The organism is Pseudomonas sp. JR33AA (assembly GCF_021378985.1).
Classification (GTDB): Bacteria; Pseudomonadota; Gammaproteobacteria; order Pseudomonadales; family Pseudomonadaceae; genus Aquipseudomonas; species Aquipseudomonas alloputida.
The window spans coordinates 82,368-96,682 of sequence record NZ_JAJSAW010000011.1 but is presented as its reverse complement, the minus strand read 5'-3'; the positions used below and the strand labels follow the sequence as shown (position 1 = coordinate 96,682).

Genomic DNA, 14,315 nt, shown 5'->3' with positions numbered 1-14,315 from the left:
CAGCTATACCCATCGCAACCGACGGAACAGCCACCACTGCCCTGCGGCCAACCCCAGCACGACAATGCAGGCGAACAGGAAGCCCAAAGGGTTTTGCGCCCCGGGGATGCCGCCGACATTGATGCCCAGCAGCCCGGTGACAAAGCTCATGGGCAGGAAGATGCAGGTGATGATGCCAAAGCGGTACATGGTGCGGTTCATCCGCTCGCTGCGCCGCCGGTCCTCGCTTTCCAGGACAAGCGCTGCGCGTTCGCGGGCCAGTTCCAGCTCTTCGAGGTAGCGGATCAGGCTGTTGTTGAGCTCATTCCAGTAATCGGCGTCGGCATTGGCGAACCAGCTCCATTTGCTGCGCGACAACTGGGCGTAGATTTCCCGTTGCGGGGCGAGAAAGCGGCGCAAGCCCGCGGCACGCCGACGGATCTGCTGCAGGCTACCCTGCTCCGGGGTATACCGCTCGTCGGATTCGACCTTTTCTTCCTCCAGGTCGACGAGCTCGGCCAGGTCGCTGACCAGGCCCTGGACCTTTTCGGTCAGCAACTCACCCATCAACAACAGCAGTTCTGAGGCCGATTTCGGTCCCCTGCCCTGTTCCAGCAGCTGGAGCACTTCATCGCTGGCGCGCAACGGCCGCAGGCGCAGCGAGATAACCCGCTGCGGCTCGGCAAAGATACGTACCGAAACCATGTCTTCGGGCTCGGCACCCGGGTTGAGGTTGACCCCCCGCAGGAACAGCAACAGCTGTTCGTCCGCCATGGGCAGCAGGCGCGGCCGGGTGTTTTCTTCCAGCAGCAGCTCGCAGGCGAACTCGCTCAGGCCGCTGTCGTGCAGCAGCCAGGAGCGGGTTTGCGGATGGCTGCGGTCCCAGTGCAGCCACAGGCTCTGCTCCGGTTGCAACTGCAGGTCGTCCAGTTCGGTACGGGCAATCGAGCGCGCGCCGCCTTTGCCATCGAGCACCAGGGCATGCACCAGCCCCCACTGCGCGTTGTCTTCCTCGAACATCAAAGCTCCATCAGCGCGTGCGGCGCATTACTCCGGCATTTTCAGCGGGCTTGTCGAAACCAACACGCCATTGTTGTCGGCATATACATATTCGCCCGGGCGGAAGGTTACCCCGGCGAAGGTCACCACCACGTTGAGATCGCCGATACCGCGCTTGTCGGTCTTCATTGGGTGGCTGGCCAGGGCCTGCACGCCAACGTCGGTCTGGATCAGCACGTCGACATCACGCACACAACCGTAGATCACCAAGCCTTCCCAACCGTTTTTTGCGGCTTTTTCGGCGAGCATGTCGCCGAGCAGCGCACGGCGCAGCGACCCCCCGCCATCGACCACCAGCACTTTGCCCTTGCCGTCGAGTTCGACCTGCTCCTTGACCAGCGAATTGTCCTCGAAACACTTGATGGTAACGATCTGGCCACCGAACGAATCGCGGCCACCGAAATTGCTGAACATCGGCTCCAGCACTTGTACCAGGTCCGGGTAGGCGTCACACAGGTCGGGCGTTACGTAATGCTGCATGGGAAGCTCCTGTCAGTCACAACGAAAGCGGGTATCGGCCAAGGCTACACCTTGAAGGCTGTCGTAGTCATCCGGGACCGGGCAGTCATTTGGTTTCATCCTGTACCGGCCCTTTCGCGGGTGAACCCGCTCCTACGACAGGTTGTGTCCAACCCCCGATGTGGGTCCACCGCCGTGGTAGGCGCGGGTTTACAGGCGTAGAGGCCATAACAGGTACGGCAAAGTCAGCTGGCACGCACCGGTTGCGCAACGACAGTGGACGCATGCACCGGCAGCAGCGGGTTGCGCAGCCAGCGCTCCACCAGCGGCCACACCTGCACTTGGGCGGCCTTGCTCACCAGCATGTCGACATGCCCAAAGGCCTCGAAACCTTCTTCAAGCCCCAGCCGCAGGAACTGCTTGCGCTCGCCACCCAACTGCTCGAACAGCTTGCGACAGGCCCATACCGGGTCCTGGAAGTCCCCTGCGCCGGCCACTGCCAGCAGCGGTACATCCACTTCAGCCAGCCCAGCCCACCAATCGTTCTGTTTGTCGCCAAAGCGCCCGAACAGGCCGTGCCAGCGCATGCTCTCCAGGGCGAGGCCTATCGGCTCGTCTTCAGGCCCACGCTTGAAACGTGGCCCGGATATCTGCCCCCAGCGCTTGAGCACCAGCTTCGCCCCCCAGGCCAGCGGCGGCACTTTCAACGGCCAATAGACACGGCTGATCTGGGTGCCGAACAGCGCCACGCTGGCGACCTGACCGGGCTCCAGGAAGCCGCCACCCAGCGCTGCCGCCAATGTCGTACCACCCAGCGAATGGCCCACCCAGTGCGGCGCCTGGCCCGATTGCTCGCGCACGAACGCGTTGATCAACGGCAGGTCATCACGGGCATAGTCGGCAACGCTGTTGTGCTTCCAGGCAAGGTTGCGCGGCGACAGGCCGTGGCCTCGCATTTCCGGGATCCAGACATCGAAACCGGCGCGCGCAAGGTAGGCGCCCAGGCCAACCCCTTTGGGCGAATACCAGAAGCGCCGATTGGAAAAACTGCCGTGCAGGAGAATGACCGGCACGCCTTGAGCCTGCCCCTGGTCGGCCAGCCCCAGACGGGTGACGGCGAGCTCGACGCTGGGGTCCGGGCCGTTACCGGCCTTGATCCGATACACGTCTTCGCTGAGATCGCCGCGGCGCTCGGCACTGAGCAGGGCCACGGGGAATAGAGTGCTACTGCTTTGCATAAGGTTGCTTGATGCACAAAAAAGGGCGGGGTCCATTGCTGGAGCTCGCCCTGGAAAAAAACCAGGCGGGAGGACGCCAGACGTCCCCCCGCGTTTTACTGCATCAGGCCGCGCCTTGGCCTTCGGCCAGGAAGAACCAGGTTTCGAGTACCGAGTCCGGGTTCAGCGACACACTTTCGATGCCCTGCTCCATCAGCCACTTCGCCAGGTCCGGGTGGTCCGACGGGCCTTGGCCGCAGATGCCGATGTACTTGCCGGCCTTGTTGCACGCGGCAATGGCGTTGGCCAGCAGCTTCTTCACCGCAGGGTTACGCTCATCGAACAGGTGGGCAATGATGCCCGAGTCACGGTCCAGGCCCAGGGTCAGCTGGGTCAGGTCGTTGGAGCCGATCGAGAAGCCGTCGAAGTATTCCAGGAACTCTTCGGCGAGGATGGCATTGGACGGCAGTTCGCACATCATGATCACGCGCAGGCCGTTGTCGCCGCGGGCCAGACCGTTTTCGGCGAGCAGGTCGACGACTTGGCTGGCTTCGCCCAAGGTGCGTACGAACGGCACCATGATCTCGACGTTGGTCAGACCCATCTCATTGCGCACACGCTTCAGTGCACGGCACTCGAGCTCGAAGCAGTCACGGAACGACTCGCTGATGTAACGCGAAGCACCACGGAAGCCCAACATCGGGTTTTCTTCTTCCGGCTCGTACAGCTTGCCGCCGATGAGGTTGGCGTACTCGTTGGACTTGAAGTCCGACAGGCGCACGATGACCTTTTTCGGGTAGAAGGCCGCCGCCAGGGTGCTGATGCCTTCTACCAGCTTCTCGACGTAGAAGCCGACCGGGTCGTTGTAGCCGGCGATGCGCTTGTCGACGCTGTCTTTCAGGTCGGCAGGCAGCCCCGCATAGTTCAGCAGCGCCTTGGGGTGCACGCCGATCATGCGGTTGATGATGAACTCCAGGCGTGCCAGACCGACACCGGCGTTGGGCAGCTGGGCGAAGTCGAAGGCGCGGTCCGGGTTGCCGACGTTCATCATGATCTTGAACGGCAGTTCCGGCATGGCATCGACCGAGTTCTGCTTGATGTCGAAGCCCAGTTCACCTTCGAAGATAAAGCCGGTATCGCCTTCGGCACAGGAAACGGTCACGCCCTGGCCGTCTTTCAGCACCTGGGTAGCGTTGCCGCAACCGACAACCGCCGGGATCCCCAGCTCACGGGCGATGATCGCCGCGTGGCAGGTACGGCCACCGCGGTTGGTGACAATGGCGCTGGCGCGCTTCATCACCGGCTCCCAGTCAGGGTCGGTCATGTCGGACACCAGTACGTCGCCCGGCTGGACCTTGTCCATTTCCGATACGTCGTTGATGACGCGAACCTTGCCGGCGCCGATACGCTGGCCAATGGCACGGCCTTCGACCAGCACGGTGCCTTTCTCCTTGAGCAGGTAGCGTTCCATGACGTTGGCGCTGGAACGGCTCTTCACCGTTTCCGGGCGGGCCTGGACGATGTACAGCTTGCCGTCGTCACCGTCCTTGGCCCACTCGATGTCCATCGGGCGCTGGTAGTGCTGCTCGATGATCATGGCCTGCTTGGCCAGCTCGCTGACCTCGGCATCGGTCAGGCAGAAGCGTGCGCGCTCGGCGCGGTCGACTTCGACGGTCTTGACCGAACGGCCGGCCTTGGCTTCTTCGCCATAGACCATCTTGATCGCCTTGCTGCCCAGGTTACGGCGCAGGATGGCCGGACGACCGGCCTGCAGGGTGTTCTTGTGCACGTAGAATTCGTCAGGGTTGACTGCACCCTGTACGACGGTTTCGCCCAGGCCATAGGCGCCAGTGATGAACACCACGTCGCGGAAGCCCGACTCGGTATCGAGGGTGAACATGACGCCGGCGGTGCCAGTTTCGGAGCGGACCATGCGCTGCACACCGGCAGACAGGGCAACCAGCTTGTGATCGAAGCCCTGGTGCACGCGGTAGGCGATGGCGCGGTCGTTGAACAGCGAGGCGAACACTTCCTTAGCCGCGCGGATCACGTTGTCGACGCCGCGGATGTTGAGGAAGGTTTCCTGCTGGCCGGCGAACGAGGCGTCCGGCAGGTCTTCGGCAGTGGCCGAGGAACGCACGGCAACGGCCATGTTGTCGTTGCCAGCGGCCATTTCGGCGAAGGCCGTACGGATTTCCGAATCCAGACGTGGTGGGAATTCGGCTTCCATGACCCACTGGCGAATCTGCGCGCCGGTCTTGGTCAGGGCATTGATGTCGTCAACGTCCAGCGCGTCGAGCGCGGCGTGAATGCGATCGTTCAGCCCGCTCTGCTCGAGAAAGTCACGGTACGCCTGAGCCGTAGTGGCAAAGCCGCCCGGCACCGACACGCCGGCACCGGCGAGGTTACTGATCATCTCGCCCAGGGATGCGTTCTTGCCCCCCACATGCTCCACATCATGGACGCCGAGCTTATCGAGGGAAACTACGTACTCTACCAAGGTGATCTCTCCACTAACTGTGTTGGAAAAGCTCAAAAGGCGCCCGCCTGTCTTCTATGACTTGGCCGGGCGTTTGTGGCCTGTACCTGGAAAATAGGCGCTGCAAATGTGGCAGAATGTCGACAGCCGCATTCGGCAAACCGAACTTATCATATCCAAGAATCGTCATCAGCTTAAGGCCCAGATCGCAAATGAAACGAACCGCGTTCTTCATCTCCGACGGCACCGGTATCACTGCCGAAACACTGGGCCAGAGTTTGCTCGCGCAATTCGAGAGCATTCCCTTCAGCAAATTTACCCGCCCTTACATCGATTCGCCGGACAAAGCGCGGGCCATGGTCCAGCAAATCAACGCTGCGGCCGAGCGGGATGGGGTCCGCCCGATCATCTTCGACACCATTGTCAACCAGGACATCCGCGAGATCCTGGCGACGTCGAATGGCTTCATGATCGACATCTTTTCTTCGTTTTTATCCCCTCTTGAGCAGGAATTGATTGCCCATTCGTCGTATTCCGTGGGCAAATCCCACTCGATCGGCGGCAATTCCAACTATATGGAACGCATCGAGGCGGTGAATTTCGCCCTGGATAACGACGATGGCGCACGCACCCACTACTACGACAAAGCCGACCTGATTCTGGTTGGCGTGTCGCGTTGCGGCAAAACCCCAACCTGCCTGTACATGGCCATGCAGTTCGGCATCCGTGCCGCCAATTACCCGCTGACCGAGGACGACATGGAGCGCCTGCAGCTGCCGGCGGTGCTGAAAAAGCACCACAACAAGCTGTTCGGCCTGACCATCGACCCCGACCGCCTCACCGCCATCCGCCACGAGCGCAAGCCCAACAGCCGCTACTCCAGCTTTGCCCAGTGCGAATTCGAAGTCCGTGAAGTGGAAAGCCTGTTCCGCAGGGAGAACATTCCCAACATCAATTCCACGCATTTTTCGGTGGAAGAGATTTCGGCGAAGATCCTGGTCGAAAAAGGCGTGGAGAGACGGTTCAAGTAAACCTGTCACACCCCCGTAGGAGCGGGTTTACCCGCGAAAGGGCCGGCCCAGCAAAAAAAAGCCCCGACATCACTGCCGGGGCTTTGTTTTACCTCACCACAAGGCTCAGGACGGCACCACCGTCGCCTGCCCGCTCATGGCCAGGTCGACCAGCTCGCGGTTGGCCACCGCGTACATCGCATAGTCAGTACCGGTGGCATTGCGCAGGTCGTCGAGCATGGCGCGCCAGCGCTCCACCATTCCCCGGTGCTGCTCTGACCACAGCGCCACGCGGGCATCCATGTCTTGCGGTGCATCGGCCATCTGCAGGACCGAAATGGTGATCGCCCGCTGCTGCAAGTCGATATCGTCGCGGAATGCCTCGCGGGCCAGTGCCTGCCAGTTGTTTTCCACCGGCAGGTTGCTGATTTCCTGCAGGTACCAGGTCAGGTCCAGCGCGCTGCCCACGGCAAAGAATGCCTTGGCCACCTGCGCCGGCTCATGGCCGGTAACGTCGGCCGCTTCAATGATCGGCAGCAGGGTGTACAGGTGGCTGGTACCCGCCACCATACGCGCCAGCAACTCCGGCACACCGGCCTCGACAAAGCCCTGGTAGCGCACCATCCAGCGTTCGCGGGTGGGGCCTTCGAGCAGCTCATCAAGCTTCAGCCCCAACTGCGCAATCTTCGGCCCGAAGTGCGCGGCATCGCGCCCGGCGTCCTGTTCGTTGCGGCGGCTTCGCAGGAACCAGCGGGTGGCACGGCGCCCCAGTCGCATCAGCTCGTCCATCAGGGTGAGCTGGATTTCTGCCGGCACCTGGTAGTCCAGCGCCTCGATCTGGCGGAACCAGTGCGGCAGGTGGAAGATGTCGCGCACGATCACGTAAGCACCGGCCACGTTGGCCGGGCTCATGCCGGTCGACTCCTTCAGGCGCTGGACGAAGGTGATACCCATGTTGTTGACCAGGTCGTTGGCGATCTGGGTGCTGACAATTTCACGCTTCAGGCGGTGGCGGCGCATGGCCTCGGCGAACTTGCTGACCAGGGACGGCGGGAAAGCGGTTTCCATGTCACGGGTCAGGTAGTCGTCGTCCGGCACCAGCGACTTGAGCAGTTGTTCCTTGAGGTCGATCTTGCTGTAAGAGATCAGCACCGACAGCTCGGCGCGGGTCAGGCCCTGGCCGGCAGCCAGGCGTTCGGCCAGCTGCTCTTCGGACGGAAGGAATTCGATGGCACGGTCCAGCTTGCCCCGCGCCTCGAGGTCGGCCATCAGGCGCTTGTACTCGGCAATCCGCTCGCGGGCGCGGCGAGCGGCCAGCGACAGCGCCTGGGTCTGCTTGTAGTTGTTGCCCAGCACCAGCCCGGCGACTTCGTCGGTCATGCTGCCCAGCAGCTGGTTGCGCTGCTTCTCGGTCATGTCGCCACCCTGCACCACTTCGTTGAGCAGGATCTTGATGTTGACCTCGTGGTCGGAACAGTCCACGCCGCCGGCGTTGTCGATGAAGTCGGTGTTGGTGGCGCCGCCGTTCAGGCCAAACTCGACGCGGCCGAGCTGGGTCATGCCCAGGTTGCCGCCCTCGCCCACTACCTTGCAGCGCAGTTCATTACCGTTGACCCGCAGCGCATCGTTGGCCTTGTCGCCGACATCGGCGTGGCTTTCAGTGCTGGCCTTCACGTAGGTACCGATACCGCCGTTCCACAGCAAGTCCACCGGCGCCTTGAGCAGCGCGTTAAGCAGCTCGGTCGGGGTCAGGCGGTCGGCTTCGATGGCGAAGCGCTCCTTCATCTGCGCACTGATGGCGATGCTCTTGGCACTGCGCGGGAAGATCCCGCCGCCTTCGGACATGATGCTGGTGTCGTAGTCGCTCCAGGCCGAGCGCGGCAGGTCGAACAGGCGCTTGCGCTCGGCAAAGCTGGTGGCAGGGTCGGGGTTGGGGTCGATGAAGATATGCAGGTGGTTGAACGCTGCCACCAGTTGTAGCTTGTCGGACATCAGCAGGCCATTGCCGAACACGTCACCGGCCATGTCGCCGACCCCGATGACGGTGATCGGGTCTTCCTGCACGTTGATGCCACGTTCGCGGAAGTGACGCTGCACGCCCACCCAGGCGCCGCGTGCGGTAATGCCCATCTTCTTGTGGTCGTAACCGGCCGAGCCGCCCGATGCAAAGGCGTCGCCAAGCCAGAAGCCGTAGTCGATGGCAATGCCGTTGGCGATGTCGGAGAACGTCGCGGTTCCTTTGTCGGCCGCCACCACCAGGTACGGGTCGTCATCGTCATGACGCACCACGTTGGCCGGCGGCACCACGCCGCCGTCCTTCAGGTTGTCAGTGATGTCGAGCAGGCCGGAAATGAAGATGCGGTAGCACGCCACGCCTTCGGCGGCAATCTCGTCACGGCTGCCGCCCAGCGGCAGGCGACGCGGCAGGAAACCACCCTTGGCGCCGACCGGCACGATGACCGAGTTTTTCACCTGCTGGGCTTTGACCAGCCCCAGCACTTCGGTACGGAAGTCCTCTTCACGGTCGGACCAGCGCAGGCCACCACGGGCAACGTTGCCAAAGCGCAGGTGCACGCCCTCGACGCGTGGCGAATAGACGAATATCTCGAACTTTGGCACCGGTTTGGGCAGTTCGGGGATCAACTTGGGGTTGAACTTGAAGCTGAAGTACGACTTGTTCTGGCCGTTTGCGTCGGGCTGGTAGAAGTTGGTACGCAGGGTGGCCTTGATCAGGTCCAGGTAGCGTCGCAGGATACGGTCTTCGTTGAGCACCTGCACGTCGTCCAGGGCGCTCAGAATGGCCTGCTCCAAACGCAGTTGCTTGTCGTCCAGGTCGTCCTGGGTCAGCTTGCGCGCCAGGTAGAAGCGGGTCTTGAACAACCGGGTCAGCTCACGGGCGATCTCGGTGTGGTTGTTCAGGGTGCTGGCGATATAGCCCAGGTCGAAGCCCAGCCGGATCTGTTTCAGGTAACGGGCGTAGGCACGCAGCAGGGCCACGTCGCGCCACGGCAGGCCGGCGGTGAGCACCAGGCGGTTGAAAGCGTCGTTCTCGGCATCACCCCGGACAATGTGGATGAAGGCGTCCTGCAGGGTGTCGTTGAGCTGCTGGATATCCAGGCTCAGGCCTTCGCTGTAGGTAAAGGCGAAGTCGTGGATCCAGTATTCGCGGCCATTGGCATGGCGCAGGCGATACGGGAACTCGCCGAGCACACGCAGGCCGAGGTTTTCCAGGATCGGTAGCACATCGGACAGCGCCAGCGGGGTGTCGGCGTGGTACAGCTTGCAGTGCAGGATGCGCTCGCCAACCTGGGTCAACGGCTGGTAAAAGCTCATTGCCAGCGGCTTGCTTTCCGACAGGTTCAGCACATGCTGCAGGTCGACCACCGCCGAATGCGCGGCGAAGCGCTCGCGGTAACCGGCCGGGAAGCCTTTGGGGAAATCGGCAAGGATGTTGGTGCCCTGGGCTTCGCCGAAGTTCTCCACCACCAGCGTCGAGTAGTCGTCATGCCACGAGCGGCAGGCCTGGATGACTTCGCGCTCCAGCTGCTGCGGGTCGATGTCGATACGGTTCTTGGGGTCGACCCGCAGAATCAGTTGCACACGGGCCAGCACCGATTCGGAGAAGAATGTCCAGAACTCGCAGTCGCTGGCCTTCAGGCGCTCCATCAGCACCTGCTGGATCTTCTGCCGCACTTCGGTGGAGTAGATTTCCCGCGGGACATAGGCCAGGCAGTAGCAGAAGCGGCCATACGGGTCTTTGCGCAGGAACACGCGGATCTTGTTGCGCTCCTGGATCTGCACGATTGCCATGACCGTGCTGAACAGCTCGTCGATTGGCGTCTGGAACAGGTCGTCGCGCGGTAGCACTTCCAGCACCTGGGCCAGTTCCTTGCCCAGGTGGGCCTTGGGATCGAAGCCCGAACGGCGCTCGACTTCGGCCACCTTCACGCGGATGTATGGAATGGCATGCACGCTTTCGCCATACACCGAAGAGGTGTACAGCCCCATGAAGCGGTGCTCCTTTATGACCTTGCCGTCGGCGTCCAGCTGGCGGATCGACACGTAGTCCGGGTAGGCCGGGCGGTGCACGCGGCTGGGCAGCGCGGCCTTGGCGAACGACAGCAGCAGCGGCTCGTTGAGATAGGCCACGGCATAGTCTTCGATGCGCAACTCTTCTGCGGTCAGGCCCACGCGCAGACGGCGCGGCAGGCCGAGGAACGACTGCTCGTCGTAGACCATCTGGCCGCCATCGGCGTCGCCCTTGACGGTGAATTCTTCATAGCCCAGGAAGGTGAAGTGGTTATCCAGCAGCCACTCGAGGAAGGCCTTGACTTCGCCTTTCTCGTTTTGGGCAGGACCAAAGCCGGTCTGTTCCACCTGCGCCACCACGTCACGCAGCTTGGCCTTCATCGGTTCGAAGTCGGCCACCACCACCCGTACCTCGGCCAGCACCTGCTCGATCTCGCGGGTCAGCACGGTCAGCTCGGCGGCATTGGCGCAGCGGTCGATCTCCAGGTACATCAGTGACTCGTAGCGCACGCCTTCGCCCTGGGTTCCCTTGGGCAGCAGTTCCAGCAGCTCGCCCTTGGCGCCACGGCGCACGCTGAGCACGGTGGTTTGCAGGGTGTGGATGCTGTAGCCACGGCGGTTGAGTTCGGTGCGCACCGAGTCGACCAGGAACGGCAGGTCATGGTGCAACACTTCGACCACGGTATGGGTCGACTGCCAGCCATTGCGTTCGTAATCAGGGTTGTACACCCGCACTTGCGGGTATTCGGGGTCGAAACGCTCGATGATGCGCCAGGCTGACAGGGTGCAGCCGGCCAGGTCGGAAAGCCTGCGCTGGGTGAGTTCGTCCAGAGAGATGATGCCGAAGAATTGCTCGGCGAACAGCGCCACTTGTGGCAGGGACTGCTCGCTGATGTGCTGCGCCAGGGCCGCTTGCAGTTGGTGCTGGAAGTCGGCTTTGCTGGCTGCGGTGAAGAACGCCATCTGTGGTACTCCGCTTGGGCTTTGTAATAATTGAAGCGTCGCTGCGTGCGCCGTGTACGGATCAACGATAGCCAACCCGTGGCATGGCGCACGGTAAAAACCAGACGTTGAACGTGCGCAGGCACGCCCAGGGCTCGGCGAAGCTTAACGACTGATCGGTCATCTACGCTTGCAGCGCTGCGACAATTTCGGTCAAGGGGCGGTAACTTTACGTTTATGCCTGTACGCAAGACTGTCAGAATTCCCTTCCGTTTCCCTTGACCCGAGCCTGCTCATGCAAATCAACACCGCCCTGCTGTTCGCCACCCCTTGCGATGACGAGGAAGACAACATGGCGACCCTGTGCTTCCACAGCGACAAGGGTCAGATGTTCCTGCTTACCCGTTACCCGGACGAGGACACCGTCGACCTGACGCTGGATGACGAGCCGTCGACGCTGGATGGCCTCAAAGTGACCCTGAGCGCCAAGCGTCTGCTGATCGAAGTGGCGGCCGGCGACCGGGACGCGCTGAAGGGGGATGAAGCCCTGGAAATCAACCTGACCAGCGAGCTGAGTGACATGGAGGAAGTGAAGGAAACCCTGGAGAACATCCTGGCCGGGACAGGGACCTTGGTCTGCGAGCTTTAAGCCCTGCCTCTGCCTAGTGGGAGCGCGGGCCCTGTAGGAGCGGCCTTGTGTCGCGAAAGGGCAGCGCAGCAGCCCCGGCACTTGCTGCCGTGATGCTGAAAACCTGGGGCCGCTTTGCGGCCCTATCGCGACACAAGGCCGCTCCCACAAAGAGCATGCCAGGCCTTAAATCAACGCTGCCTGCATCGCCTGCGCCTGCGCCCGCAACGCCTCGCAAAACGGCTCGACCGCTGCCGATGCCGGCCGGTGGTCAGGACGTATCAGCATGACCTGGTACGGCACCGACACCCGTAACCTGCGGATCGGCAACCCGCTCTGGGCCGCCTCCAGCCCGCTGAGCGGGTTGATGATCGCCACCCCCAGGCCTTGCCTGACCATGGCACACACCGAGGCGGCACTGGTGGTCTCGATCACCGTACGACGGTTCACCCCGGCCGTGCGGAAGTGCTGGTCCAGGCGTTGTCGGTAGGTGTCCAGCCTGGCCAGGTTGATGAACTCGATATCGTGGAAATCAGTCAATTCCAGTTCGGCCTTGGCCTGCAACGGGTGATGCTCAGGCAGTACGCACACCATGTTGGCGCTGAACAACAGTTCGCCATAAGCCCCCCGCGGGATCTGCTCGACTTCGGTCAAGCCCAGGTCATGCTGCTGGGCAACCAGCGACTCCTCCAGCAAGGGCGATTCCTGCGCCAAAATGCTCACGCTTACCCCTCGGTGCTGCTGGTGAAAGCGCTGGCAAGCCTTGGGCAACAGGGTTTGCGAGAACAGCGGCAGGCAGGTGATGGCCAGCCGGCCCTGCTCGAAGTTGCGAATGGCCTGGGCAAAGCGATCGATCCGCTCCAGCCCGACGTAAGCGCGCTCGACCTCTTCGATCAACAGCAGCGCCTGGGCCGTCGCCACCAGGCGGCCGCCTTCGCGCTCGAACAGGTTCAGCCCGGTCACTTGCTCCAACCGGGCCAACTCGCGGCTGACGGTGGGCTGAGAAGTGAACAGCAGGCGCGCCGCACCTGTGACACTGCCAGCGGCCATAATGGCGCGGAACACTTCGATATGGCGGACGGAAAGTTTCAGGGCAATACCTCCAAGCTCGGCACCCATATCAAATATGAATGGCACATGGAAAAAAAGATATTTTTCTGAATCGCCGCTTTCGCTCATTCTCGTGGTCTTCCTTTTATGAGTAACGCCACCATGACCGCACCCTTCACCCTCCTGGCCGAGGCGGTTCGCCAGCACGGCTCGCCGCTGTGGGCCTACGATGCCAGCACCATCGCCGAGCGCGTCGCGCAGCTGAAGGTGTTCGACACCGTGCGCTTCGCCCAGAAAGCCAACCCGAACTTGCATGTGCTGCGCCTGATGCGCGCCCATGGCCTGGTGCTGGACGCAGTGTCGCTGGGTGAGATGGAGCGGGCCTTCGCCGCCGGCGCGAGCGTTGACGGTGACCCTGCCGGCGTGGTGCTGACCTGCGATGCCCTGGACCGTCCCACACTGGAGCGGGTGGTGGCAGAGAAGATAGAAGTCAACGCCGGCTCCATCGACATGCTGCGCCAGCTCGGTGAACGCTCACCTGGCCACCGCGTGTGGATCCGCATTAACCCGGGCTTCGGCCATGGGCACAGCCGCAAGACCAACACTGGGGGCGAAAACAGCAAGCACGGCATCTGGCACGAAGCGCTAAACGACGCGCTGGCGTGCATCAAGGCCCACGGCCTGCACCTGGTCGGCGTGCACATGCACATTGGTTCCGGGGTGGACTACCAGCACCTGGAACAGGTCGCCCGTTCGATGATCGAGCTGATCGGCCGCCTGGGCGTGGACATCGAGGCGTTTTCCATCGGCGGTGGGCTTTCTACTCCCTATCGCCACACCGACAAGCCGGTCGACCTGCAGCGCTATGCCCAGACCTGGGCGGTGGCACGCAAGGAAATCGAAGCGATGCTGGGCCACCCCGTGCGCATGGAAATCGAGCCAGGGCGCTTCCTGGTGGCCGAGTCGGGCTACCTCGTAGCGGAAGTGCGCGCCGTCAAGCAGGTGGGCCGCAATACCTTCGTCATGATCGACGCCGGCTTCAACGACCTGATGCGACCGGCGATGTACGGCGCCTACCACGGCATGACCCTGCTCGATGCCAACGGCCAGCCGGTGGACCGCCCACGGCAGCCGACCGTGGTGGCAGGGCCGCTGTGTGAATCGGGTGACGTGTTCACTCAGGATGACCAGGAACTGACCCCACAGAACCTGCCCCAGGCACAGGTGGGCGACCTGCTGGTGATTCACGATGCCGGGGCCTATGGCGCGTCGATGTCGTCGAACTACAACAGCCGGCCGCTGCTGCCGGAGTTCCTGATCGAGAACGGTGCCCTGCGGATGATCCGCCGACGGCAGACGGTGCAGGACCTGCTGAGCCTTGAGGCCGGGTTCTAACCACTTGCACGACGCTTTGTGGGAGCGGCCTTGCGGCCCTATCGCGACGCAAGGCCGCTCCCACAGCG

At 62.6% G+C, this 14,315-nt stretch carries 9 protein-coding genes; 3 read left to right on the top strand and 6 right to left on the bottom strand.

The window, feature by feature from the left end; all coding sequences use genetic code 11:
• Positions 1 to 3: 3 nt before the first annotated feature.
• The 4 genes from LVS58_RS18060 to ppsA form a co-directional block, all read right to left on the bottom strand.
• Positions 4 to 999, bottom strand: coding sequence for a zinc transporter ZntB (locus tag LVS58_RS18060; protein WP_233692173.1), 996 nt, complete (start codon positions 997 to 999; stop codon positions 4 to 6).
• Between the two features lie 27 nt (positions 1,000 to 1,026).
• A complete protein-coding gene (rraA, locus tag LVS58_RS18055) occupies positions 1,027 to 1,518 on the bottom strand; it encodes a ribonuclease E activity regulator RraA (protein ID WP_233692172.1) in 492 nt (163 codons plus the stop codon).
• Between the two features lie 224 nt (positions 1,519 to 1,742).
• Positions 1,743 to 2,735 carry an alpha/beta fold hydrolase gene (locus tag LVS58_RS18050; protein WP_233692171.1) on the bottom strand — a complete coding sequence of 331 codons (993 nt, stop codon included), beginning with the start codon at positions 2,733 to 2,735 and terminating at the stop codon, positions 1,743 to 1,745.
• A gap of 103 nt (positions 2,736 to 2,838) precedes the next feature.
• Positions 2,839 to 5,214 carry a phosphoenolpyruvate synthase gene (gene ppsA, locus LVS58_RS18045; RefSeq protein ID WP_017147807.1) on the bottom strand — a complete coding sequence of 792 codons (2,376 nt, stop codon included), beginning with the start codon at positions 5,212 to 5,214 and terminating at the stop codon, positions 2,839 to 2,841.
• A gap of 191 nt (positions 5,215 to 5,405) precedes the next feature.
• Between ppsA and ppsR the strand changes: the two genes are divergently transcribed.
• A complete protein-coding gene (gene ppsR / locus LVS58_RS18040) occupies positions 5,406 to 6,224 on the top strand; it encodes a posphoenolpyruvate synthetase regulatory kinase/phosphorylase PpsR (protein WP_233692170.1) in 819 nt (272 codons plus the stop codon).
• Positions 6,225 to 6,329: 105 nt separating this feature from the next.
• On the opposite strand, the gene LVS58_RS18035 is transcribed toward ppsR, so the two are convergent.
• The gene (locus LVS58_RS18035) at positions 6,330 to 11,195 is read right to left on the bottom strand and encodes an NAD-glutamate dehydrogenase (protein WP_233692169.1); all 4,866 of its coding nucleotides are present in this window, start codon (positions 11,193 to 11,195) and stop codon (positions 6,330 to 6,332) included.
• A gap of 274 nt (positions 11,196 to 11,469) precedes the next feature.
• Here LVS58_RS18035 and LVS58_RS18030 point away from each other — a divergent pair, with 274 nt between their 5' ends.
• On the top strand, positions 11,470 to 11,823 hold the full coding sequence (locus tag LVS58_RS18030; RefSeq protein ID WP_233692168.1) for a hypothetical protein: 354 nt from the start codon (positions 11,470 to 11,472) through the stop codon (positions 11,821 to 11,823).
• A 165-nt stretch (positions 11,824 to 11,988) separates the two neighbouring features.
• On the opposite strand, the gene LVS58_RS18025 is transcribed toward LVS58_RS18030, so the two are convergent.
• Positions 11,989 to 12,894, bottom strand: a complete 906-nt coding sequence (locus LVS58_RS18025) for a LysR family transcriptional regulator (protein ID WP_233692222.1) — start codon at positions 12,892 to 12,894, stop codon at positions 11,989 to 11,991.
• 120 nt (positions 12,895 to 13,014) lie between these two features.
• Between LVS58_RS18025 and lysA the strand changes: the two genes are divergently transcribed.
• Complete coding sequence (gene lysA / locus LVS58_RS18020; protein ID WP_233692221.1) at positions 13,015 to 14,247, top strand: diaminopimelate decarboxylase; 1,233 nt, start codon at positions 13,015 to 13,017, stop codon at positions 14,245 to 14,247.
• Positions 14,248 to 14,315 lie beyond the last annotated feature (68 nt).